Below are 21,827 nucleotides of genomic sequence, written 5' to 3'. Positions count from 1 at the left end.
GGGAACGCAACCTCAGCCGGTGGGCACGACGGACGGGTGGGGTAGAGGGGGTACCGGGCGCGCCCGGCCGGGGCGGAGGTGCGGCGACCGGACGCGGCGGCTACACGGCCATGCCGTACACGATGGTGAAGAGCGTGCCCAGGGAGCCGATGATGAAGACTCCCGTCAGTCCGGCGACGATCAGGCCCTTGCCCTGTTCCGCGCTGAAGGTGTCCCTCAGGGCGGTGGCGCCGATGCGTTGTTTCGCGGCGCCCCAGATGGCGATGCCGAGGCAGAGCAGGATGGCGACCGCCATGACGACCTGGATCATCGTCTTCGCTTCCGTCCCCAGCGCCCCGAAGGGCCCCCAGTCGGGAGCGATCCCGCCAATGATGGTGTTGATGTCTCCCTTGTCGGCCGCAAAGAACATGTAAGTCACCGCCCCTGGTGGGTAGTTCCGCTACCCCTGCGTGTGCGCAGAGGTCAGGCCTCATTGTCGCTGACAATTCCGCCCGCGTATGTCGACTTGGCGGCATTGGTGGACGGGTTTCGTACGAACGACTGTCTGGTCACTCTGTGTATCACGGCAGGTAACCCCGGGCAATGAGGCCTGAGCGGAACCTGTCGTGTGGTTCCGTCGTTGACCCCTCTTACGACCTGCGGTGCTTGTGGCACCGATGTTCTGCGGGTGAAGGCTATCCGGAGAGCTGTCGGCATGACGAACGGGCCGCGGTCGGTGACCGCGGCCCGTGTGTTGACGGAGAGTCAGCCGGCGGGGCCGTCCCAGCCGGGCGTGGTGGTGCGGGAGTTCGGGACACGGCGAACGGGTCGCGACCGGCAGTCGCGACCCGTTGCCGTTGTGCCGTCGAGGGGACCCCACGTCCCCCTGGGCGGCGCCCCGTGACCCGACGGGGGCATTCAGGGACCGGCTCAGCCGGTGAAGGCGGTCAGGCCTTCCGGCGTGCCCAGACCGGTCGGGCCGTCGTAGCCCGACCCGGCGGTGCAGTAGTAGCTGACGGAGCAGGTGCCGTTGTTGCCGGAGGTGACGTCGTTGAGGGCCGAGGTGCCGGCCGCCTTGTAGGGGTCCTGGGCCGGGTAGGTGCTGCTGCCCGGGGTGCCCGCGAGGGCGTACACCGACGCGATGATGGGCGAGGAGGCGCTGGTGCCGCCGTAGGTGTTCCAGCCCGTGCCGTCGGCGCCGTAGGAGTCGTAGACGGAGACGCCGGTGGCGGGGTCGGCGACGGCGGAGACGTCGGCGATCATGCGCTTGGTGCAGCTCGCGTCGGTCTGCCAGGTGGGCTTGGCGTCGTACGCGGAGCAGCCGGAGCCGGTGCCTTCGGTGGAGCTGGTCTTCCAGACGCTCTCGGTCCAGCCGCGGGTGGTGGAGGAGGTCTTGAGGGCGGTGCCGCCGACGGCGGTCACGTACTTGGAGGCGGCCGGGTACTCGGCGCCGTAGGCCTCGTCGCCGGCGGAGACGGTGATGGCGACGCCGGGGTGGTTGAAGTACGAGGAGTCGTAGGAGGTGTCCGAGGAGGACTCGGAGCCGCCGTAGGAGTTGGAGACGAACTTGGCGCCCAGGGTGACGGCCTCGTTCACCGCCTTGCCCAGGTTGGCCATGCTCGACGAACTCGCCTCGACCAGCAGGATCTTGGCGTTCGGGGCGATGGCGGAGACCATGTCGAGGTCGAGGGAGATCTCACCGGCCCAGCCGCTGTCGGCGGTGGGGAGGGAGGTCGTGGAGCCGGTCTGACTGACCTTCTTGAAGCAGCCGTTGGCGACGGTGCACGCGGACAGGCCGTAGTACGAGCGGTAGGTGGCCAGGTCCGCCGCGGCGTTGGGGTCGTCGTAGGCGTCGACGATGGCGATCGTCTGGCCGGAGCCGTTGTTGGCCGACGCCGAGGTCAGGCCGTAGGCGGACTGCAGGTCGCTCGGGCCGTAGCCGGTCGGGGTGGCGGCGGAGGCGTTGGGCTTGACGGTGGCGGGGGACACGCCCTTCGTCACGGCCTGCTTCTCCATGAACGCGGTGGTACCGCCGGTGACGCGCAGGGCGTTGCAGGCGGCGAAGCCCTTCTTGGGGGTGGAGCCACACGCGCTCTCGTACGTCACGTGTGCCTTGGCGACGGCGGCGGCGATCGCCTTGCTGCTCACCTTGTGGGAGGTGGTCGCGGTGTCCGCGCTGGCGTGCGCCGCGGTGCCGAGGCCGGCGATCAGGAGTGCGCCGGTGGCTGCTGCGGCGGAGCCGATACGACGCCATCTGCCGGATATGTGGGGGGTGTTGGGGGTTGACGTACGCAACGTACAGCCTCCTGGGAGTGGTTGACAGAGGCCTGCGGGGGGACCACCGGCGAGGTTCCCGGTGGGGGCGGCGACCCGTGACGACCATCCCCTTGTTGAGTACGTGACAACAAGACGCGCGACGGAATCCTGACTTCCGCCATACCGAAGGGCGTTGCGGGCTTACTGATCAATGGCGGGCCGATGGGCGGCGAATGGTCTCGGCTTGACCATCTACACGCGTCACGCACATTTCTCCTCGACGGCGAAGGGCGCGACGGCCGCCCGGTGGCGGGGGAGTGTGCTCAGCGGGGCCGGAGTCCGTCGAGCAGGTGACGGACCAGTTCCGCGACGGTGTCCATGACCGCGCCGGGCGGGATGCTGCCGTTGGCCGCGAACGTGGCGAGGCCGTGCAGGGCGGAGCCCACCACGAGCGTGAGGTGTTCGGGGGCGCCGTCGACGATCTCGCCGCGCTGCTGGGCGGCGGCGACGGCCCGCTCCAGGGAGCCGACGGTCCGGTCGAGTGCGGCGGCCATCTGCTCGGAGGTGCCGGGCTCGTGCTTGCGGGCGTACATCAGCTCCAGCAGCGCGGTGTTGTCGAGGGCGAAGCCGAGGTAGGCCCGGGCCAGGGCGGTCAGCCGGGGCCGCAGCGGGAGGGCCGGGTCGTCGGCGGCCTCCAGGGCCCGGGCCATGCGGTCGTAGCCGGTCAGGGCGAGGGCGTCGAGCAGGGCCTGCTTGTCCTTGAAGTGCCGTCCCGGTGCGGCATGGCTGACGCCGGTGTCGCGGGCGAGTTCGCGCAGGGACAGTGCCCCGGTGCCCTTCTCCCGGAGGGTGTGCTCGGCGCTCGCGAGAAGGGCGGAGCGGAGGTCTCCGTGGTGGTAGGGGCGGTTCCCGGGCTTCTCGGCCCGCTCGGGGGTCACTGGTGGCACGGCGTCGTTCGTGGGCGGCATGACCTCATCGTATCCGGATGTTGTCGACGGCATCATTGTTGTCGTTGACAGCATTGTTGTCGACGTCTACATTCAGGTCATGGCTACTGACACACAGCAGAAGTGGAACGCGACCCACCTCCCCGACCTCACCGGCCGCACCGCGGTGGTCACCGGAGCCAACAGCGGCATCGGCTTCACGGCCGCCGACGCGCTGGCCCGGGCGGGAGCGCATGTGGTGTTCGCCGTACGGGACGTGGAGCGGGGCGGCGCCGCGGCGGCCCGCGTGCCCGGCAGCACGGAGGTGCGCCGCCTGGACCTGGCGGACCTGTCGTCCGTACGGGAGTTCGCGGCCGGCTGGGACCGCCCGCTGGACCTGCTGATCAACAACGCGGGCGTGATGATGATCCCGGAGCAGCGGACCCGGGACGGCTTCGAGATGCAGTTCGGCACGAACCACCTGGGCCACTTCGCGCTGACCAACCTGCTGTTGCCGTACCTCACGGACCGGGTCGTGACGGTGTCCTCGGGCGCGCACCGCTGGGGCGACCAGCGGATCGACTTCGACGACCTGGACCGGCGGTCGGGTTACGACCCGCGGGGCGTGTACGGCCAGTCCAAGCTGGCGAACCTGCTGTTCGTGCTGGAACTCCAGCGCCGGCTGGCGGAGTCGGGCTCCCCGGTCCGTGCCCTGGCGGCCCACCCCGGGTACGCGGCGACCAACCTGCAGAGCCACGCGTCCAGTGCGGCGGCCCGGGTGTTCATGAAGTTCGGCAACAGGTTCCTGGCCCAGGACGACCGGGCGGGGGCGCTGCCCACCCTGTACGCGGCGACGCAGGACCTGCCCGGGGCGAGTTACGTGGGCCCGGACGGGCTCGGCGAGATGCGGGGGGCGCCGACTCTGGTGGGCCGGAGCGCGGCCGCGAGCGACCCGGCCGTCGCCCGGCGCCTGTGGACGGCGTCGGAGGAGCTCACCGGGACGCGTTTTCCCCAGGATGCGGGGGCGCGGGGCTGAGCCGGTCAGCGTGGCACGGCGGCGGGAGCGTGCCCGGTCCTCTGCCAGAACGCGCGCAGGGCGCCGACGAGCGCCTCGGGTGCCTCCTCGGCGATGTGGTGGCCTGAATCGATCCCACCGCCCTCCAGGCGCCCGCCCGCCCAGTCCCGCCAGACGCCCAGGACATCGCCGTAGAGGTCGGTCATGTCGTCGCGGGTGGCCCACAGGATCTGGAGCGGGCAGCCGATGCGCCGGCCGGCCCGGCGGTCGGTGTCGTCGTGGTCCCGGTCGACGCCGAGCCCGGCCCGGTAGTCCTCGCACATGGCGTGCACGGTGGCCGGGTCGTGGATGGCGCGCCGGTAGTCCTCGTACGCCTCGGCGCCCATCTGCTCGGCGTCGGCCCGGTACCAGGCGTCCGGGTCGGCGTTGATGACGCGTTCGGCGGGCTTGTCCGTCTGGCCGAGGAAGAACCAGTGCCACCAGCTCGCCGCGAAACCGGCGTCACAGCGCCGCAGGGCCTCGCCGATGGGGACGGCGTCCAGGACGCTGGCGGCGGACACCGCTTCGGGGTGGTCCAGGGCGAGACGGGTGGCCACGTACGCGCCCCGGTCGTGCCCGACGACCGCGAACCGCTCGTGGCCGAGGCGGCGCATGACCGCGAGGCAGTCACCGGCCATGACCCGTTTGGAGTACGGCCGGTGTTCCGGGTCCGTCGCGGGCTTGTCGGAGCGGCCGTAGCCGCGCAGGTCGGGGCAGACGACGGTGAAACCGGCCGCGGCCGGCGGCGGGGCGACGCGGTGCCAGGTGGCGTGGGTGCGGGGGTGGCCGTGCAGGAGCAGCACCGCGGGGCCGCTGCCGCCGTGGCGTACGCGCAGCATGGCTCCGTCGCCCTCGCATCGCGTCAGCTCGAAGCCGTCGAACACGTCGTGGCCTCCGTCGTCGCCCGTCGGGGCCCGTGTGCCCAGGCGTGCTCCGTCCACACGGCCGTGATCCGCTCGCCGTGCCGTCCGGGGCTGTGTGAGAAACCGGCCTCCGCGGCCGTTGACGCATTTCTCACCTTCGTGCGGAATGCTGGCTTCCGTGAAGTGCACGCCACGTATCGCTCTCCACGCCGCCGTCGTCCTGCTCACCCTGACCTCGGCCTCCGAGGCAGCCGCCGACGACGGAGCGGGGCCCTTCGGGGTGACGACGGACGCCGCGGCCACCTCGCAGAGCGCCCGGGTGGGCGCCCTCATCGACGGCGGCCACCACTACTGCACCGCCTCCGTCGTCCGCAGCCCGCACCGGAACCTCATCGTCACGGCCGCGCACTGTCTCGGCGGCAACCGCGACGACATCGTGTTCGTGCCCGGGTACCGGGACGGCAGGGCGCCTTACGGGACGTGGAAGGTGGGAAAGCGGTACATGCCCGCGGGGTGGTCCCAGAGGTACGACGAGGACAGTGACGTCGCCTTCGCCACGGTCGAGGGGGCGGTCCAGGACGCCGTCGGCGGAAACCGGTTCGTGACGCGTACGGCCACCGGGGCCACCGCCGTCACCGTCACCGGGTATCCCTCTTCCCGCGAGGTGCCGATCAGCTGCACCAACAAGCCGACCGCACACAGCAGTACGCAGCAGCGGATCGAGTGCCCGCGCTTCACGGGGGGCACCAGCGGCAGTCCCTGGGTGAACGGGGACGGACGGGTCGTGGGGGTGCTGGGCGGGCACGAGCAGGGCGGGGCGACGGCCGACGTGTCGTACAGCGTGGTCCTCGGCGACGAGGCCGCCGCGCTCTACCGGCGCGCGGTCTGCTGACCCGGGGAGCGCAACGCGTCCGCATCCGCGTCGATCTTTGTGCCGACTCGTCCGAGTACCCCGGTTTCGTTCGGGGAAGCTCCTAAACTGACCCGGGCGGACTCCCAAGAACCCAGGGGCGGTTGACGGTGCGTAAGGCGTGGCTCGTGGCGGGCGCCGCTCTCGGAGCGGGGCTCAGCTTCGTGATGCTCCTCGTCGTGGGGGTCTACGTCGTCGCCGGGAACCTCGCGAACGGAGTGGGCGGGGCGTCGAAGGCCCTGGCCAAGGGGGCCGTTCCGGCCGCGTACCAGGGCCTCGTGCAGAAGTGGGGCAACCTCTGCCCCGCGATCAACCCGGCGCTGCTCGCCGCCCAGCTCTACCAGGAGAGCGGGTTCAACCCGAGGGCGCAGAGTGCCGCGGCGGCGCAGGGGATAGCGCAGTTCATCCCGGGGACCTGGGCCACGCACGGGGTCGACGGGGACGGGGACGGCGACAAGGACGTCTGGGACCCCAACGACGCGATTCCCTCGGCGGCTTCGTACGACTGCTCCCTCGCTTCCTATGTGAAGGACGTTCCGGGGAACATCACCGCGAACATGCTCGCCTCCTACAACGCGGGCGCCTACGCGGTCATCAAGTACGGGGGCGTACCGCCGTACAAGGAAACCCAGAACTACGTGAAGACCATCACGACTCTGGAGGAGAGCTTCGCCGCGCCGACCACCCGGGTCGATCCCTCCAAGCAGGCGGCCGGGGCCATCTACTACGCGCAGAAGAAGCTCGGGACGCCCTATCTGTGGGGCGGCACCGGTACGGCCGAGCAGAACGGGCGCTTCGACTGCTCGGGGCTGACGCAGGCCGCCTACGACAGCGTGGGTGTCACGCTTCCCCGCGTCGCCAACGATCAGTACAACGCGGGCCCGCATCCGGCCAGAAGTGAACTGTTGCCGGGCGATCTGGTGTTCTTCTCCAACGACCTCAGCAATTCGCGCGCCATCCACCATGTAGGGATTTATGTGGGCGGCGGGTACATGATCGACGCCCCGAGAACAGGTGCTGTGATCCGGTTCGACCCGATCGACAGCGCGGATTACTTCGGCGCCACTCGCGTCACCGAAGATGGCGCGAAAGCATTGCCCACCACGGTGTGACCGAGCGTGAAACCCACCCCCTGAGCTGCGGTGATGTATCTCTCTTCGATAACGTCTGCGTGATCATTCAGTGGAGTGTGGAACGTATTAACGGGAGCCGTGCGTTCCTGGGGACGTAGCCGAGCGCACATGGGTACGCCGGGAAAGACGACGAAGGGGCCGCAGCACCATGGCTGTTCTCGCCGAATCCGGGTCGAATCCCGACGTCGACCTGCTATACGACATCAACGGCCTGGCCAAGGACGCCCCGCACTGGTTCGACCGGGTCATGGAGTACGTCGGGGAGTACGGGATCCTGCTGGGCATGGCCCTGCTCGTCGTGTGGTGCTGGTGGTCGGTGCGGCGGCGTGGGGGCGAGGACGCGGCCCCTTCCGTGGCCGCACTGGTGTGGGCGCCGTTGGCCGCCGCGATCGCCGTGCTCGTCAACGTGCCCATAAGGGGCTTCGTCGAGCGGCCCCGCCCGTTCCGGACCCATGAGGGCATCGAGGTCCTGGTCTCCGGGAAGACCGACTACTCCTTTGTGAGCGACCACGCGACGATCACCATGGCGCTGGCGGTCGGACTCTTCGTCGCCCACCGGAAGTTCGGCCTCTTCGGTATCGCGCTGGCGCTGCTCGAAGGGTTCTGCCGGGTCTACATGGGTGTGCACTATCCGACGGACGTCATCGGCGGGTTCGCGCTCGGTACGGCTGTGGCTCTGTTGCTGTCCCCGCTCGCGATGGCTCTTCTCACGCCGGTGATGAGGGCGGTCGAGAGGTCCTCGAAGGGGGCTTGGCTCGTTCGCGCGCGCGGGGTCGAGCGGGCCTCGGTGATCCCCGGGGCCCGGCAGGAGGCTGCGGCTTCCGAGAGGGATCTTGCCGCTTAGTGCCGGATGCGGCGCCGTCGTGGCCTGTCGAGCCCGTGCGGCGAAGCCGTGAATTCGAAACAGCCCCGCGCCCCTGAAAGACCTACAGCGACTGCGGGTACGTGAAGAACCCCTGCGGGTCGTACTGCTTCTTCAGCTTGGCCAGCTTCGTCGCCGCGTCGCCGTAGTACGCCGTGCGCCAGTTCTTCAGCGTCGGGTCCGTGTAGTTCTGGTAGGCCGCGCCCGAGGCGTACGGCTTCATCGCGTCGTGGGCTCCCGTCAGCCAGGACTGGGCCGTCGTGCCCGTCGTTCCCGCCTTCCAGGACGCGATGTACTGGGCCAGCATGCGGGAGCGGCGGTGGACGAAGGCCGTGGCCGTGGGGGAGACGCGGTTGACCGCTCCGCCGAGGGCCGTGAGGGCGATGCTGCCGGAGCCGCCCCGGACCGAGGTGATCTGCCTCAGGAGGGTCTGGATGCCGGCCGCCGAGAGGGAGCGGTCGAAGAAGTCCGAGTGGGCCGCGTAGGTCTCGCGCCCCAGGGCGCCCTGGGGGGAGCGGCCGGGGGTGGAGCCGGGCAGGTGGCACTTGGCGTCCGTGGAGAAGGACGAGCAGCCCGCGTAGGCCTCCATCGCGCTCTCGTAGGAGTGCCGCCGCAGGGTCACGCTGCGGGCCGGTGAGCCGATCCGGTCGGCCAGGCGGTCGAGGGCGTTCTGGAGCTCGCCGTAGGTGCCCATGGAGAACGCCGCGACCGCCACGGAGGGCGAGCCGCCGTTCTCCACGTGGCAGGAGGACCAGATCTCGTCGGGCTGGCCGGGGCCCCACTCCTGCCATGCCTTCAGCACGGCGGCCGCCTTCGACCAGGGCCAGGTCGCGTACGCGGTCACGCCCTGCGGGGCCGGGTGGGTCCTGAAGTGCAGCTCGGTCACCACACCGAAGTTGCCGTTGCCCGCGCCGCGCAGCGCCCAGAAGAGGTCCTTGTTGGTGGAGGCGTCGGCGGTCAGTTCCTCGCCGTCGGCCGTGACGAGCGTCGCCCGGGTGAGGCTGTCGCAGGTCAGGCCGTAGGCCCGGGAGGCCACGCCGTGGCCGCCGCCGAGGGTGAGGCCGGAGACGCCGACGGTCGGGCAGGAGCCCGCCGGGATGGTCACGCCCTTGGCGGTGAGGGCCCGGTAGACGTCGATGAGCTTGGCGCCGGCGCCGACCACCGCGGTGCCGCCCGAGGCGCGCACACGGTTCAGCTCGGAGACATCGACGATCAGCCGGTTGTTTCCCGAGGACCAGCCGGCGTAGGAGTGGCCGCCGTTGCGGATCGCCACCCGGACGCCGTGGGCGCGGGCGTAGGCGAGCGTGGTGCGGATGTCGTCGGTGTGCGCCACGTACGCGACCGCCGCGGGCTTCAGGGAGTCGAAGCGGGTGTTGTAGAGCTTGCGCGCCGTCGACCAGTCGGCGTCACCGGGGCGGACCAGGGTGCCGTCCAGGCCCCGGGCCAGAGCCGCCCAGCTCGCGGGGGCCGTGGCGGGCTTACGGGAGGACGCGGACAGGGACCTGCCGAGGGTGCTCTGCGCGGCGTCCGCGCTTCCCTTGCTGCCGTCGCACCCGGTCGTGGCCACCGCGGCGATCGCGGCGGCGCCGTTGGCGATGAACGTACGCCGTTGCATGTGTCCGTGCCTTTCGTCGGCTCCCGTGGAACGAGACGGGACAGCGGGGGCGCGGGTTCCCTCGTGGGTTCCGGAATCACACTGTGTCCTCGATGTAAGCGTTCCGTGACCTCACCGCACCTTCTGCAGGGGTTCACCCGCCGTTCACTTCCGGCCATAGGTGCCTTCACCTGATCTGCCTAATTTCGGCCTTACGCGATACGTGGTGTGCCTCGAATGCGCCCCCGTATCACTCAGACTTCGCGCACGCCGCCGGATTCAGGACGGCGGCACCCGGAAGGAATTCAAGTGAAGCTTCAGCGCAAGAACCGGCGGGCCCTCGCCTTCGGTGCTCTCGCCGTCTCCGGCGCCCTGGCCCTCACGGCGTGCGGCTCCGACGACACGAGCGACAGCAGCGGCGGCGGTGCGTCCTCCACGGCGAACGCCAGCAGCATCAAGTGCGACGACGCCAAGGGTCAGCTGCTCGCCGACGGCTCCTCCGCGCAGAAGAACGCGATCGACGCCTGGGTCAAGCAGTTCACGCAGGCCTGTGGCGTGCAGGTCAACTACAAGGGCGGCGGCTCCGGCGCCGGCGTGACCGCGTTCAACAACGGCCAGGTCGCCTTCGCCGGTTCCGACTCCGCGCTGAAGCCCGAAGAGGTCACCGCCTCCAAGAAGGTCTGCACCGGCGGCCAGGGCATCGACCTCCCGATGGTGGGCGGCCCGATCGCCCTCGGCATCAACATCTCCGGTGTCGACAAGCTGACGCTGGACGCGCCGACCATCGCCAAGATCTTCAACGCCAAGATCTCCAAGTGGAACGACCCGGCGATCGCCAAGCTGAACCCGGGCGTGAAGCTGCCCGACCTGAAGATCCAGGCGTTCCACCGCTCGGACGACTCCGGCACCACGGACAACTTCACCAAGTACCTGATCGCCACCGCCAAGAGCGACTGGCCCTACGAGCACGGCAAGACCTGGGTGGCCAAGGGCGGCCAGTCCGCCGCGCAGTCCTCCGGTGTCGCCCAGCAGGTCAAGCAGACCAACGGCGCCATCGGCTACTTCGAGCTCTCCTACGCCAAGGACGGCATCACGCCGGTCAGCATCGACACCGGCGCCTCCGCCCCGGTCGAGCCCACCGTCGAGAACGCCACGAAGGCCATCGCCGACGCCAAGGTCATCGGCACCGGCTCCGACCTGGCGCTGGAGCTCAACTACGGGACCAAGGCCGACGGTGCCTACCCGATGGTCCTGGTCACCTACGAGATCGTCTGCGACAAGGGCAACAAGGCCGACACCCTGGCCGCGACCAAGGCGTTCCTGCGCTACACCGCCTCCGAGGACGGCCAGAAGGTCCTCGCGGACAACGACTACGCGCCGATCCCCGACGACATCATCGCCAAGGTTCGCACCACCGTCGAAAGCCTGAGCTGATTTGAGTGTGCGGTCCGGCCCGGGGGCCCGCTTCGAGGGACCCCGGCCGGACCGCACCGTCCGGTGCACCGCCGCCAGGAGCCGTACGACACGTGTGGCTCCGCAGACCGGAGAACCCGATGGAAACCACACAGATAACAGACGCACCTCCCCCCGCACCGCAACCCACCGAGGCCGAGCAGAAGCGCGCGGCCCGTGGCGCCACCCGACCCGGTGACCGGATCTTCCTCGGTCTCTCCCGCGGGTCGGGCATCCTGCTGCTGGTGATCATGGCCGCGATCGCGGGCTTCCTCACCTACCGCGCCTCGATCGCGATCAGCAAGGACGACGCGAACTTCTTCACCGCGTTCGAGTGGAACACCCAGCTCGTCCCGCCGAAGTTCGGCATCGCGGTCCTCGTCTTCGGCACGGTCGTCTCCTCGGTCATCGCCATGGCCATCGCGGTCCCGATCGCCGTCGCCATCGCGCTGTTCCTCACGCACTACGCCCCGCGCAGACTGCGCGGCCCGATCGCCTACGTGATCGACCTGCTCGCCGCCGTACCGTCCATCGTGTACGGCCTCTGGGGCGCCCTGATCCTCGTCCCGCACATGAACGGCCTCTACGGCTGGCTCAACGACTACCTCGGCTGGACCGGCATCTTCTCCTGGCAGGGCGGCGCACCCCGCTCGATGCTCACCGTCGGCATCCTGCTCGCGATCATGATCCTGCCGATCATCACCAACGTGAGCCGCGAGGTCTTCCGCCAGGTCCCGCAGATGCACGAGGAGGCGGCCCTGGCGCTCGGCGCCACCCGCTGGGAGGTGGTCCGCATGGCGGTCATCCCCTTCGGCCGCTCCGGTGTGATCTCCGCCTCGATGCTCGGCCTCGGGCGCGCGCTCGGCGAGACGATGGCCGTGGCCACCGTGCTCTCGCCGACCTTCGACATCCAGGCCAGCCTGCTCGACCCGGGCGGCGGCACCTTCGCCCAGAACATCGCCAGCAAGTTCGGTGAGGCCAGCGAGACCGGCCGGGACGCGCTGATCGCCTCCGGTCTGGTCCTGTTCGTCATCACCCTGCTGGTCAACGGCGCGGCGCGCATGATCATCGCCCGTCGCAAGGAGTACTCGGGGGCCAACGCATGAGCACCGCAATCGCCGAGAAGCGCCCCAGCACCCTGCGCGGCGCGAGCCTGCCCAGGTGGAGCCCGTACGCCATCGCCGCCGGCTCCGTCGCCCTCGGCCTCGGCATCAGCGCGGCCGCCGGCCTGCACAGCAGCATCCAGTGGGCCCTGATCGCCGCGGTCCTGTTCGTCGTCGGGACGTACGGCATCGCCGCCCGCGTCGAGGGCCGCCGCCAGGCCAAGGACCGGATCGCGACCGCGCTGGTCTGGGTCGCCTTCCTGCTCGCCCTCATCCCGCTGGTCTCCCTGGTGTGGTCGACGATCTCGCGGGGTGTGAAGGTCCTCGACCTCTTCTTCCTGACCCACTCGATGGGCCTGGTCGCCGACTCCGAGCCGGGCGGCGGTATCTACCACGCCATCCTCGGCAGCCTGGAGCAGGTCGGCCTCGCCACGGTGATCGCGGCGCCGGTCGGTGTGCTGACCGCCGTCTACCTCGTGGAGTACGGGCGCGGCAAGCTCTCCAAGGCCGTCACCTTCTTCGTCGACGTCATGACGGGCATCCCGTCGATCGTCGCGGGCCTGTTCATCCTCAGCATCATGCTGATGTTCGACATGGAGCCGTTCGGCTTCGCCGGCTCGCTCGCCCTGGCGATCCTGATGATGCCGGTCGTCGTCCGTTCCACGGAGGAGATGCTCAAGCTCGTCCCGAACGAGCTGCGCGAGGCGTCCCTGGCGCTCGGCATCCCGAAGTGGCGCACCATCCTGAAGGTGGTCCTGCCGACGTCGATCGGCGGCATCACGACCGGCATCATGCTGGCGATCGCCCGTATCGCCGGCGAGACCGCGCCCGTGCTGCTCCTGGTGTGGGGCAACTCGCTCATCAACGCCAACCCCTTCGAGGGTGCGCAGCAGTCGCTTCCGCTGTACATCTATCAGCAGTACGCGAACAGCGCGGGCGCCGGTGCGGCGTACGACCGTGCGTGGGCGGCGTCGCTGACGCTGATCGCCTTCGTGATGATCCTGAACCTGGTGGCTCGCGGCATCGCCCGCTGGAAGGCCCCGAAGACCGGTCGCTGACGCGGCCCACACAGCGACCGAGATCTGGAAGTGAAGTAGTCATGGCCAAGCGAATCGACGTGAGTGGGCTCACCGCCTACTACGGCTCTCACAAGGCGATCGAAGACATCTCGATGACGGTCGAGCCGCGCTCGGTGACGGCGTTCATCGGCCCCTCCGGCTGCGGCAAGTCGACGTTCCTGCGCACGCTCAACCGGATGCACGAGGTCACCTCGGGCGGCCGGGTCGAGGGCAAGGTGCTCCTCGACGACGAGGACCTGTACGGGCAGGGCATCGACCCGGTGTCCGTGCGCCGCGAGGTCGGCATGGTCTTCCAGCGCCCGAACCCGTTCCCCACGATGTCGATCTTCGACAACGTGGCGGCGGGCCTGCGCCTGAACGGCTCGTACAAGAAGTCCGAGCTGTCGGACGTCGTCGAGAAGTCCCTCAAGGGCGCGAACCTCTGGAACGAGGTCAAGGACCGTCTGAACAAGCCCGGTTCGGGCCTGTCCGGCGGTCAGCAGCAGCGCCTGTGCATCGCCCGCGCAATCGCGGTCGAGCCCAAGGTCCTGCTCATGGACGAGCCCTGCTCGGCCCTGGACCCGATCTCCACCCTCGCCATCGAGGACCTGATCGGTGAGCTGAAGGAGCGCTTCACGATCGTCATCGTGACGCACAACATGCAGCAGGCGGCGCGGGTCTCCGACCGTACGGCCTTCTTCAACCTGGCCGCGGTGGGCCAGCCCGGCAGGCTGATCGAGATCGACGAGACGGAGCGGATCTTCTCTAACCCGTCGGTCCAGGCCACCGAGGACTACATCTCCGGCCGCTTCGGCTAGGCCGTACCAAGCCCCTCGCGGTGCTGCATGGCGGTGCCACCGTGAGGACACAGAGGGCCCGCCCCCGGCTACGGGGGCGGGCCCTCTGACATGGGCGGCGGAGCGCGCGAGCGGCCGCCGGGACCCGGCTACAGGAACAGCAGGTGCACGATCCCGTAGGAGGAGGCGGCCACGATCGCCGCCGCGGGCATCGTGATGAACCAGCCCAGGACGATGTTCTTGGCGACGCCCCAACGGACCGCGTTGACGCGCTTGGTGGCGCCGACGCCCATGATCGCCGAGGTGATGACGTGGGTCGTGGAGACGGGCGCCTTGAACAGGTACGCGGTGGTGAACATGATCGCCGCGCCCGTCGTCTCCGCGGCGAAGCCCTGCGGCGGATCGAGCTCGATGATCTTCCGGCCCAGCGTGCGCATGATGCGCCAGCCGCCCGCGTACGTGCCCAGTGACAGCATCAAGGCGCAGGCGATCTTCACCCACACCGGGATCGGGTCGCCGTACGTCTCGTGGCCGGAGATCACCAGGGCCATCACCACGATGCCCATCGTCTTCTGGGCGTCCTGGAGGCCGTGCCCGAGGGCCATGCCCGCCGCGGACACGGTCTGCGCGATCCGGAAGCCCCGCTTGGCCTTGTGCGGATTGGACCGCCGGAAGATCCACATGATCGCGGTCATCACCAGGTAACCGGCGATCAGGCCGACGACCGGCGAGATGAACATCGGGATGACGACCTTGTCGACCACGCCGTGCCAGATCACGTCGGTGCCGCCCGCCAGCGCGGCCCCCACCATGCCGCCGAACAGCGCGTGCGAGGACGAGGAGGGCAGCCCGAAGTACCAGGTGACGAGGTTCCACACGATCGCGCCGACCAGCGCCGCGAAGAGGATCCCCATCCCCTTCGAGCCCTGCGGTGTCTCGATCAGGCCCTCACTGACCGTCTTCGCGACCCCGGAGCCGAGGAACGCTCCGGCGAGGTTCATGACCGCCGCCATGGCCAGCGCGGCGCGAGGCGTGAGCGCCCGTGTCGACACCGAGGTCGCGATCGCGTTCGCGGAGTCGTGGAAGCCGTTGGTGTACGTGAAGAAGAGCGCGACCAGGACGGTCACGACCAGAGCGAAGGTGTCCATAAACGGGCTCAGGACTCCTTGACTGCGATGGTCTCCACCGTGTTCGCCACGTGCTCGAACGCGTCCGCGGCCTCTTCCAGGACGTCCACGATCTGCTTCAGCTTGAGCACCTCGATGGCCTCGTACTTGCCGTTGAAGAGCATGGCGAGCAGCTTGCGGTGGATCTGGTCCGCCTGGTTCTCCAGCCGGTTGACCTCGATCCAGTACTCGGTGAGGTTGTCCATGGTCCGCAGGTTCGGCATGGCCTCGGCCGTCAGCTCGGCCGCCCGCGCCAGCACCTCGATCTGCTGCTCGACGCCCTTGGGGAGTTCCTCGACGTTGTAGAGGACGACCAGGTCGACGGCCTCCTCCATGAAGTCCATGATGTCGTCGAGGGAGGACGCCAGGTTGTAGATGTCCTCGCGGTCGAACGGCGTGATGAACGAGGAGTTCAACTGGTGGAAGATCGCGTGCGTCGCATCGTCACCGGCGTGTTCAGCGGCCCGCATACGCTCTGCGATCTCGGCCCGGCCGGCGGTGTCCGCGCCGAGCAGTTCCATGAGGAGCTTCGAGCCCGTGACGATGTTGTCCGCGGAGGCGGCGAACATGTCGTAGAAGCTCGTCTCCCTGGGGGTCAGACGAAAGCGCACAAGGGGTCCTCGGGGTGCATCGGTTTCGGTCAGGGTGATGCTAAGTGCATCATCCGGCCACGGCTAATGGGCCGTCCCCCAGTGTCGCCCATCAGGCAGAGTGATCCGTACGGGGGCGTACCAAGGGCCCTATACCCAGCAAATTTCGGTACGATATACCGGGTAGGGGTATTGATCTGGAGGATGCGATGACGACGACCGAGGCCGGCGCCACGGCGCCCTCCGAGACAGTGGCCGAAAACACCACACACGGCTACCACAAGCAGAAGGACGAACACCTCAAGCGCCTGCGCCGGATCGAGGGCCAGATCAGGGGCCTGCAGCGGATGGTCGACGAGGACGTCTACTGCATCGACATACTCACGCAGGTGTCCGCCTCCACCAAGGCCCTGCAGTCCTTCGCCCTCCAGCTCCTGGAGGAACACCTGCGGCACTGCGTCGCCGACGCGGCCGCCAGGGGCGGCACCGAGATCGACGCGAAGGTCGAAGAGGCCACGAAGGCGATCGGCCGCCTGCTGCGCACCTGACCCGGATCCGCCCACGACGGGACGTGCGCCCCCGGCTCATTCGCCGGGGACCTCCGCACGTTCCTCTGCCACCTTCAGCACCTCGTCGATGCTCTGCAGGCTGAGCCGGTCGTGCGCGGCCGACGCCGCGATGATCAGCTCTCCGCACAGTTCGATCTCGGCGAGGGCCACGTGGTCCTGAACCGCCGTACCGCCGACCGGAGCCACGCGCATCACCTCTTCTCTGCCGTCACCGGCTTCTAGAGTAGGGAGCGGCCCACACACCGCGCATGGCACGGACGGGCTAGTCCTTGACGCCCGTCACGGCCGCTCGCTCCCGGCGCCCTGGGCGATCTCGCCCGCGTAGATGTCCCGGCCGGCCGGCAGCCGTACGTCCGTGGCGGTCCCGAAGTCGTACAGCAGCGTCGTCGAGGCGACCGCGACGGTGCCCCTGCGCTGCCCGTTGAGGAAGCTGAACCGGTGCCGGATCTTGCGGATGCGGCCCTCGTCGTCCAGGTAGACGTCGAAGGGCACCGCGGCAGTGGCGAACCCCCTCGCCGCCGCTGCCAGGGCGGCCCTGTTCGCGCCGGAGGCGCCCCTCGCCGCGGCGGCGAGGTCCGCGGTGCCCCGGTAGTGCCGCACCTCGGTCCCCGCCAGCTCCGTCGCCCCGACGTACGTCGCCGTCCGGGTCCCGCGCAGCACCTCGGCGGCGGCGAGCGGATCGGTGGCCCCACCGGTGACGAGGTTGCCGTCGGAGAGGGTCGCGGTGTCGACCCGCACCCACTTGTCGGCGGGCACACCGGCGCCCCGGTTCTTCATGAACAGGGCGCCCGGGGTGAGGAGTTCGGTGATCGGTCGGTGCTCGCTGGTGCCGGCCGGGTCCTGCGGCAGCATCACCCTCAGCCGGCCCAGCCGCGCACGATAGTCGTACACACCCTCGCCGCGGATGGTGACGCGGGTCCCGCCGGTGGCCATCTCCATCGACGTACGGGCCTTCGAACTGCCCGCGTCCACCAGGCCGTCGGCGGCCCGGCGCAGGGCTTGGACCGGGTCGGCCGCGGGCGCGCCGTCCAGGGTGGCGCCACCGCCCGAACAGCCGCTCACGCAGGCACCGGCCGCGAGCACCGCCGTGACGAGCGCCGTACCGGCCCGCCTGTGCTGCCGCTCCGCCATCGCCGCCCACCCCCAGCCGGGACGTCCGCCACGGACTCCCTGTCGTTGCCTTTAACGACGGGTGGGCGGGGGCCGTCACGCGCAGACCGCAGCCGCTGTCGCGGGCGGCCGGTTGGCGTGGCATCCGGGGTGGGTAACGTTGTCAGTGTGGCGCAGCAGGACAGGATTCCCCCACCTCCTCCCGACCGACCGGACCACCACACGCAGATGGTCGAACAAGGCCGTTTCTGCCTGGCCCGGTGCACCTGCGGCTGGCGCGGACCGGCACGCAGAGCGCGCAGCCTGGCGCGTGCGGACGCGGCGGGGCACGCACAGGGCTGAGAGGCCCCGGGAGCCCTATGTGAGTTCGGACACCCGCACAAGGAGCTCGTCGACCAGCATCCTGTCGCGGGGCTGGGTCAGACGGTTCCTGGCCGCCGCGGGCGGGAGCCAGAGGATGCGGTCGACCTCGTCGTTCGGGGTGAAGCCGCCCCCGGTGGCCTCGGCCGCCCAGTAACGGACCTCCTTGGGGCGGCCGTTGGCGAAGTACTTCACCATGGACAGCGGGACGCCGGGCGCCGCCCGGTACCCCGTCTCCTCCTCGACCTCGCGCAGCGCGCCGACGAGGGCGTCCTCGCCTCGCTTCAGCTTGCCCTTCGGGTGCGACCAGTCGTCGTACCTCGGCCTGTGGACCAGACAGATCTCCGGGGCGCCGCCGGCCGGGGAGTGGCGCCACAGGACGCAGCCGGCTGCCTGGACGGGGGGTTCCGGGGTGTCGGTCACCGGGGTCGCTGCCTCCTTCAGGAGTTGACCGCCTGCTTCTGCCAGCACTGCTGGAAGGCGAAACGGGCCGCCTCCACCTCGTGGCGCTGGTCGGCGTGCAGGACACCGAGGGCGTAGGCGGTCGCCGGGGCGATACGGGGGGTGCGGGCCGCCGCGGCCGCGGCGGCCGCCGCCTCCGAGGCGTCCCGGTGACGGTCCAGGCACGGGCCGGCGGTGTGGAGCCGCACGTCCACCGGCGGTCCGTCGCCGGTCAGGACCTCGCGGGCGTAGCGGTGCAGGCGCAGCAGGAGGCGGACCTGGTGCCAGGGGGCGTCCTGGGGGTGGGGGGAGGGGTCCGGGGAGAGGCCGTGGATGAGGGCCTCGGCGTTGTAGGGGTGGCCCGCGGTGACGAGGGGGAGGGCGGTCACGGCGTCCTCCAGGCGTTCCTGGGCCGCGGCGGCGTAGGGGTGCAGGCCGGTGGCGGGAGCCGCTCTGGTCAGCGGAACCTCGCTGGCGAGTACGGCGATGTGGTCGGCGACCGCGTGGAAGCGGCTGGAACCCACGGCCTGCAGGGCCGTCGAGTGGGCGCGGGTGCGGGCCAGGGTCAGCTGGCGGTCCAGGAGGGCGCCCGCCTTGGCCGCGCCCACGGTGAGGTTGCCGCGGTCCGGGGCCGGTGCGGGGCGGGCCGCGCCGCTGGTCACGGCGGCCGTGTGCTGCGTCGGGAACACCGCCCCCGACAGTCTGTGCAGCGCCAGCAACAGCCGCTCCAGGCGGGACTCGTACGCGTGCTCCATGCCCAACGTCCCGGAGAGCCAGGCCAGTTCGGGGCGCAGGGACTCCGACCAGTCGGCGTCCAGGAGGGGGCGGAAGGTGTGGAGGCTGGCGCTGATGCGGCGGACCGAGCGGCGCAGGGCCCGGGCCGCGTCGACCTGGTCCTCCGCGCCGGCCGCCGCACCGCCCGACTCGCGGTGCTGGCGCAGTGCGCGGAGGAACTCCGTGGCCTGGGCCCGCAGATAGGCCGCGAGGGCGTCGCCGGTCGCCGGTCCGACGTGCCCGACGTTCCCGGACCTGGGGTCCGTCGGTTCAAGGTGTTGCTGTGCCACGCCGGCGCCTCCGGGCGTCTATGAGCATCTCCTGGACGTTGCGCAGGGGTTGGCCGTCCGCGTCCGTGGCGTGCCGGATCCACTCGCCGTCCGGGCCGAGGTGCCAGGACGCGGTGGTGTCGGACATGCCGGTCTCCAGCAGCCGGTTGAGGGACGCCCGGTGGGCCGGGTCCGTCACCCGCACCAGCGCCTCGATACGGCGGTCGAGGTTGCGGTGCATCATGTCGGCGCTGCCGAACCACACCTCGGGCTCGCCGCCGTTGCCGAAGGCGAACACCCGGGAGTGTTCGAGGAACCGGCCGAGGATCGAGCGGACCCGGATGTTCTCGGACATGCCGGTGACGCCCGGGCGGATCGCGCAGATGCCGCGCACCCACACGTCGACCGGCACGCCCGCCTGGGACGCGCGGTAGAGCGAGTCGATGAGCGCCTCGTCCACCAGCGAGTTGACCTTGATGCGGATGAAGGCCGGACGCCCTGCGCGGTGGTGCTGGACTTCCTTGTTCACGCGTGAAATGAGGCCGTCGCGAAGGGACTTGGGTGCCACCAGCAGGCGGCGGTAGGTCTCGCGACGGGAGTAACCGGACAGCCGGTTGAACAGGTCGGACAGGTCCGCGCCCACCTGCGGGTCGGACGTGAGCAGGCCGAGGTCCTCGTACAGCCGGGCCGTCTTCGGGTGGTAGTTGCCGGTGCCGACGTGGCTGTACCGCCGTAGCGTGTCGCCTTCCTGACGGACCACCAAGGACAGCTTGCAGTGGGTCTTCAGGCCGACGAGACCGTAGACGACATGGCAGCCCGCCTCCTCCAGTTTGCGCGCCCACTTGATGTTGGCGTGCTCGTCGAAGCGGGCCTTGATCTCGACCAGGACGAGGACCTGCTTGCCGGCCTCGGCGGCGTCGATGAGGGCGTCGACGATGGGGGAGTCGCCCGACGTGCGGTACAGGGTCTGCTTGATGGCGAGGACGTCGTCGTCCTCGGCCGCCTGCTGGAGGAAGGCCTGGACCGACGTCGAGAAGGAGTCGTAGGGGTGGTGCAGCAGCACGTCCCGGGCGCGCAGTGCGGCGAAGATGTCCGGCGAGGACGCCGACTCGACCTCGGCCAGGTCGCGGTGCACACCGGCGACGAACTTGCGGTACTTCAGCTCGGGGCGGTCCAGGCCGGCGATCCGGAAGAGGCCCGTGAGGTCCAGGGGGCCGGGGAGCGGGTAGACCTCGGCCTCGGAGATCTTCAGCTCGCGTACGAGGAGGTCCAGCACCTCGCGGTCGATGGACTCCTCGACCTCCAGGCGCACCGGGGGACCGAAGCGGCGCCGCATGAGCTCGCGCTCCAGGGCCTGGAGGAGGTTCTCGGCGTCGTCCTCCTCGACCTCCAGGTCCTCGTTGCGGGTGACCCGGAAGGTGTGGTGCTCCAGGACCTCCATGCCCGGGAACAGCTCCTCCAGGTGGGCGCCGATGACGTCCTCGATGGGGACGTAGCGGCCGGGGGAGGACTCCAGGAAGCGGGACAGCAGCGGCGGGACCTTGACCCGGGCGAAGTGGCGCTTGCCGTTGACCGGGTTGCGCACGATCACGGCCAGGTTCAGGGACAGCCCCGAGATGTAGGGGAAGGGGTGCGCCGGGTCGACCGCGAGGGGGGTCAGGACCGGGAAGATCTGGTGCCGGAACAGGGTGAAGAGGCGGGCCTGCTCCTTCTCCTGGAGTTCGTTCCAGCGGACCAGGTGGATGCCCTCCTCGGCGAGGGAGGGGGCGATGTCCTCGTGGTAGCACGCGGCGTGCCGGGCCATCAGCTCGCGGGAGCGGGCCCAGATCATCTCCAGCACCTCGCGCGGCTGGAGGCCGGAGGCGGAGCGGGTGGCGACGCCGGTGGCGATACGGCGCTTCAGCCCTGCCACCCGGACCATGAAGAACTCGTCCAGGTTGCTGGCGAAGATCGCGAGGAAGTTCGCGCGCTCCAGGAGGGGGGTGTTCGGGTCCTCGGCGAGTTCGAGTACGCGTTCGTTGAACGCGAGCCAGCTGCGTTCCCGGTCGAGGAAACGACCCTGCGGGAGCTGGGCCGCACCGTCTACCGGGACCTCCTCGTACGCGTCGAGATCGGCGTCGAGATCGGGTTCGAGATCGGAGACGGTGGCCGACACGGTGTGCGGGCGGTGCGCGGCTATGGAGCCCACGGAGGGCTGTACGTGCTGGACCTCTGCCTGGGTGTTCGACTGGCTCATGACCCCATTCTTCCGCGCCAGGAGCGAAACGGGCGCGTCGGACGGCGCGAGCGGGAGCACGACGGCGACGGGGGAGTCTTCCGGGGCGTCCCCGTTCCCCGCGGATCCCTCGGGCGGTGGCGAGGGTTCTGGCACGGCGGGCTTCATTGGCTGAGCCTCGCAAGCTTGTCTGAACCGGCGGTTACGGCGACATGGCGTGCGGGATATCGCGGGACGGCTCCCGGGTTCGAGTGCGGGTTCGGTGGGGGCGGGCGTTGTGTGCGCAGTTCCCCGCGCCCCTGAGTGCGTGCGGTTCGGTGGGTGGGTCGGGGGCGGGGTGGGGGGT

At 70.1% G+C, this 21,827-nt stretch carries 21 protein-coding genes; 9 read left to right on the top strand and 12 right to left on the bottom strand.

Annotated elements, in window-relative coordinates; translation table 11 throughout:
* Positions 1 to 100: 100 nt before the first annotated feature.
* From ACZ48Z_RS42285 to ACZ48Z_RS42275, 3 genes are all read right to left on the bottom strand, one after another.
* On the bottom strand, positions 101 to 409 hold the full coding sequence (locus ACZ48Z_RS42285) for a hypothetical protein (RefSeq protein ID WP_020140250.1): 309 nt from the start codon (positions 407 to 409) through the stop codon (positions 101 to 103).
* A 500-nt stretch (positions 410 to 909) separates the two neighbouring features.
* Positions 910 to 2,274, bottom strand: a complete 1,365-nt coding sequence (locus tag ACZ48Z_RS42280) for a S53 family peptidase (protein WP_468741257.1) — start codon at positions 2,272 to 2,274, stop codon at positions 910 to 912.
* Between the two features lie 284 nt (positions 2,275 to 2,558).
* Positions 2,559 to 3,203 (bottom strand): TetR/AcrR family transcriptional regulator, encoded by a 645-nt coding sequence (locus ACZ48Z_RS42275; RefSeq protein ID WP_468741256.1) that lies wholly within the window; start codon positions 3,201 to 3,203, stop codon positions 2,559 to 2,561.
* Positions 3,204 to 3,282: 79 nt separating this feature from the next.
* Between ACZ48Z_RS42275 and ACZ48Z_RS42270 the strand changes: the two genes are divergently transcribed.
* A complete protein-coding gene (locus ACZ48Z_RS42270; RefSeq protein ID WP_468741255.1) occupies positions 3,283 to 4,197 on the top strand; it encodes an oxidoreductase in 915 nt (304 codons plus the stop codon).
* A gap of 5 nt (positions 4,198 to 4,202) precedes the next feature.
* Here the strand turns inward: ACZ48Z_RS42270 and ACZ48Z_RS42265 are convergent, their stop codons facing one another.
* Positions 4,203 to 5,099 (bottom strand): alpha/beta fold hydrolase, encoded by an 897-nt coding sequence (locus ACZ48Z_RS42265; protein WP_468741264.1) that lies wholly within the window; start codon positions 5,097 to 5,099, stop codon positions 4,203 to 4,205.
* Between the two features lie 145 nt (positions 5,100 to 5,244).
* Here ACZ48Z_RS42265 and ACZ48Z_RS42260 point away from each other — a divergent pair, with 145 nt between their 5' ends.
* From ACZ48Z_RS42260 to ACZ48Z_RS42250, 3 genes are all read left to right on the top strand, one after another.
* Positions 5,245 to 5,970, top strand: a complete 726-nt coding sequence (locus ACZ48Z_RS42260) for a trypsin-like serine peptidase (protein WP_468741254.1) — start codon at positions 5,245 to 5,247, stop codon at positions 5,968 to 5,970.
* Between the two features lie 122 nt (positions 5,971 to 6,092).
* Positions 6,093 to 7,100 (top strand): C40 family peptidase, encoded by a 1,008-nt coding sequence (locus tag ACZ48Z_RS42255; RefSeq protein ID WP_468741253.1) that lies wholly within the window; start codon positions 6,093 to 6,095, stop codon positions 7,098 to 7,100.
* A 169-nt stretch (positions 7,101 to 7,269) separates the two neighbouring features.
* On the top strand, positions 7,270 to 7,965 hold the full coding sequence (locus ACZ48Z_RS42250) for a phosphatase PAP2 family protein (protein WP_468741252.1): 696 nt from the start codon (positions 7,270 to 7,272) through the stop codon (positions 7,963 to 7,965).
* 82 nt (positions 7,966 to 8,047) lie between these two features.
* On the opposite strand, the gene ACZ48Z_RS42245 is transcribed toward ACZ48Z_RS42250, so the two are convergent.
* Complete coding sequence (locus ACZ48Z_RS42245; RefSeq protein ID WP_468741251.1) at positions 8,048 to 9,598, bottom strand: FAD-binding oxidoreductase; 1,551 nt, start codon at positions 9,596 to 9,598, stop codon at positions 8,048 to 8,050.
* Positions 9,599 to 9,886: 288 nt separating this feature from the next.
* Between ACZ48Z_RS42245 and pstS the strand changes: the two genes are divergently transcribed.
* From pstS to pstB, 4 genes are all read left to right on the top strand, one after another.
* Positions 9,887 to 11,011, top strand: coding sequence for a phosphate ABC transporter substrate-binding protein PstS (pstS, locus tag ACZ48Z_RS42240; protein WP_468741250.1), 1,125 nt, complete (start codon positions 9,887 to 9,889; stop codon positions 11,009 to 11,011).
* A 119-nt stretch (positions 11,012 to 11,130) separates the two neighbouring features.
* Complete coding sequence (pstC, locus tag ACZ48Z_RS42235) at positions 11,131 to 12,135, top strand: phosphate ABC transporter permease subunit PstC (RefSeq protein ID WP_468741249.1); 1,005 nt, start codon at positions 11,131 to 11,133, stop codon at positions 12,133 to 12,135.
* The gene (pstA, locus tag ACZ48Z_RS42230) at positions 12,132 to 13,190 is read left to right on the top strand and encodes a phosphate ABC transporter permease PstA (protein WP_468741248.1); all 1,059 of its coding nucleotides are present in this window, start codon (positions 12,132 to 12,134) and stop codon (positions 13,188 to 13,190) included. Before pstC ends, pstA begins: the two co-directional genes overlap by 4 nt.
* 41 nt (positions 13,191 to 13,231) lie before the next feature.
* Positions 13,232 to 14,008 (top strand): phosphate ABC transporter ATP-binding protein PstB, encoded by a 777-nt coding sequence (pstB, locus tag ACZ48Z_RS42225; RefSeq protein ID WP_355744575.1) that lies wholly within the window; start codon positions 13,232 to 13,234, stop codon positions 14,006 to 14,008.
* A 128-nt stretch (positions 14,009 to 14,136) separates the two neighbouring features.
* Here pstB and ACZ48Z_RS42220 read toward each other — a convergent pair whose 3' ends face one another.
* Both ACZ48Z_RS42220 and ACZ48Z_RS42215 read right to left on the bottom strand, forming a co-directional pair.
* Positions 14,137 to 15,135, bottom strand: a complete 999-nt coding sequence (locus tag ACZ48Z_RS42220) for an inorganic phosphate transporter (protein ID WP_468741247.1) — start codon at positions 15,133 to 15,135, stop codon at positions 14,137 to 14,139.
* 8 nt (positions 15,136 to 15,143) lie between these two features.
* Positions 15,144 to 15,764, bottom strand: a complete 621-nt coding sequence (locus ACZ48Z_RS42215; protein ID WP_030043659.1) for a DUF47 domain-containing protein — start codon at positions 15,762 to 15,764, stop codon at positions 15,144 to 15,146.
* Positions 15,765 to 15,952: 188 nt separating this feature from the next.
* On the opposite strand from ACZ48Z_RS42215, the gene ACZ48Z_RS42210 reads away from it, so the two are divergent.
* Complete coding sequence (locus tag ACZ48Z_RS42210; protein WP_468741246.1) at positions 15,953 to 16,291, top strand: metal-sensitive transcriptional regulator; 339 nt, start codon at positions 15,953 to 15,955, stop codon at positions 16,289 to 16,291.
* A gap of 36 nt (positions 16,292 to 16,327) precedes the next feature.
* On the opposite strand, the gene ACZ48Z_RS42205 is transcribed toward ACZ48Z_RS42210, so the two are convergent.
* The 5 genes from ACZ48Z_RS42205 to ACZ48Z_RS42185 form a co-directional block, all read right to left on the bottom strand.
* On the bottom strand, positions 16,328 to 16,504 hold the full coding sequence (locus ACZ48Z_RS42205; protein ID WP_468741245.1) for a hypothetical protein: 177 nt from the start codon (positions 16,502 to 16,504) through the stop codon (positions 16,328 to 16,330).
* An 87-nt stretch (positions 16,505 to 16,591) separates the two neighbouring features.
* On the bottom strand, positions 16,592 to 17,443 hold the full coding sequence (locus ACZ48Z_RS42200; RefSeq protein ID WP_468741244.1) for an SCO4651 family lipoprotein: 852 nt from the start codon (positions 17,441 to 17,443) through the stop codon (positions 16,592 to 16,594).
* 336 nt (positions 17,444 to 17,779) lie between these two features.
* The gene (locus ACZ48Z_RS42195; RefSeq protein WP_468741243.1) at positions 17,780 to 18,205 is read right to left on the bottom strand and encodes an NUDIX hydrolase; all 426 of its coding nucleotides are present in this window, start codon (positions 18,203 to 18,205) and stop codon (positions 17,780 to 17,782) included.
* 17 nt (positions 18,206 to 18,222) lie between these two features.
* Complete coding sequence (locus tag ACZ48Z_RS42190; protein WP_468741242.1) at positions 18,223 to 19,287, bottom strand: CHAD domain-containing protein; 1,065 nt, start codon at positions 19,285 to 19,287, stop codon at positions 18,223 to 18,225.
* Positions 19,268 to 21,502 (bottom strand): RNA degradosome polyphosphate kinase, encoded by a 2,235-nt coding sequence (locus tag ACZ48Z_RS42185; RefSeq protein WP_468741241.1) that lies wholly within the window; start codon positions 21,500 to 21,502, stop codon positions 19,268 to 19,270. Before ACZ48Z_RS42185 ends, ACZ48Z_RS42190 begins: the two co-directional genes overlap by 20 nt.
* Positions 21,503 to 21,827: the final 325 nt, after the last annotated feature.

The organism is Streptomyces sp. NPDC031225 (assembly GCF_055570355.1).
The sequence above is the reverse complement of the archived record's forward strand: the minus strand, read 5'-3'. Positions and strand labels throughout refer to the sequence as shown.

What these genes read in the sequence shown, in the direction of transcription:
- pstC (WP_468741249.1), top strand. Translation starts at nt 11,131, where the DNA reads ATGGAAACCACACAGATAACAGACGCACCTCCCCCCGCACCGCAACCC.
- ACZ48Z_RS42220 (WP_468741247.1), bottom strand. Translation starts at nt 15,135, where the DNA reads ATGGACACCTTCGCTCTGGTCGTGACCGTCCTGGTCGCGCTCTTCTTC.
- ACZ48Z_RS42275 (WP_468741256.1), bottom strand. Translation starts at nt 3,203, where the DNA reads ATGCCGCCCACGAACGACGCCGTGCCACCAGTGACCCCCGAGCGGGCC.
- ACZ48Z_RS42200 (WP_468741244.1), bottom strand. Translation starts at nt 17,443, where the DNA reads ATGGCGGAGCGGCAGCACAGGCGGGCCGGTACGGCGCTCGTCACGGCG.
- ACZ48Z_RS42270 (WP_468741255.1), top strand. Translation starts at nt 3,283, where the DNA reads ATGGCTACTGACACACAGCAGAAGTGGAACGCGACCCACCTCCCCGAC.
- ACZ48Z_RS42285 (WP_020140250.1), bottom strand. Translation starts at nt 409, where the DNA reads ATGTTCTTTGCGGCCGACAAGGGAGACATCAACACCATCATTGGCGGG.
- ACZ48Z_RS42205 (WP_468741245.1), bottom strand. Translation starts at nt 16,504, where the DNA reads ATGCGCGTGGCTCCGGTCGGCGGTACGGCGGTTCAGGACCACGTGGCC.
- ACZ48Z_RS42185 (WP_468741241.1), bottom strand. Translation starts at nt 21,502, where the DNA reads ATGAGCCAGTCGAACACCCAGGCAGAGGTCCAGCACGTACAGCCCTCC.
- pstB (WP_355744575.1), top strand. Translation starts at nt 13,232, where the DNA reads ATGGCCAAGCGAATCGACGTGAGTGGGCTCACCGCCTACTACGGCTCT.
- ACZ48Z_RS42210 (WP_468741246.1), top strand. Translation starts at nt 15,953, where the DNA reads ATGACGACGACCGAGGCCGGCGCCACGGCGCCCTCCGAGACAGTGGCC.
- ACZ48Z_RS42250 (WP_468741252.1), top strand. Translation starts at nt 7,270, where the DNA reads ATGGCTGTTCTCGCCGAATCCGGGTCGAATCCCGACGTCGACCTGCTA.
- pstA (WP_468741248.1), top strand. Translation starts at nt 12,132, where the DNA reads ATGAGCACCGCAATCGCCGAGAAGCGCCCCAGCACCCTGCGCGGCGCG.
- ACZ48Z_RS42245 (WP_468741251.1), bottom strand. Translation starts at nt 9,598, where the DNA reads ATGCAACGGCGTACGTTCATCGCCAACGGCGCCGCCGCGATCGCCGCG.
- ACZ48Z_RS42260 (WP_468741254.1), top strand. Translation starts at nt 5,245, where the DNA reads ATGCTGGCTTCCGTGAAGTGCACGCCACGTATCGCTCTCCACGCCGCC.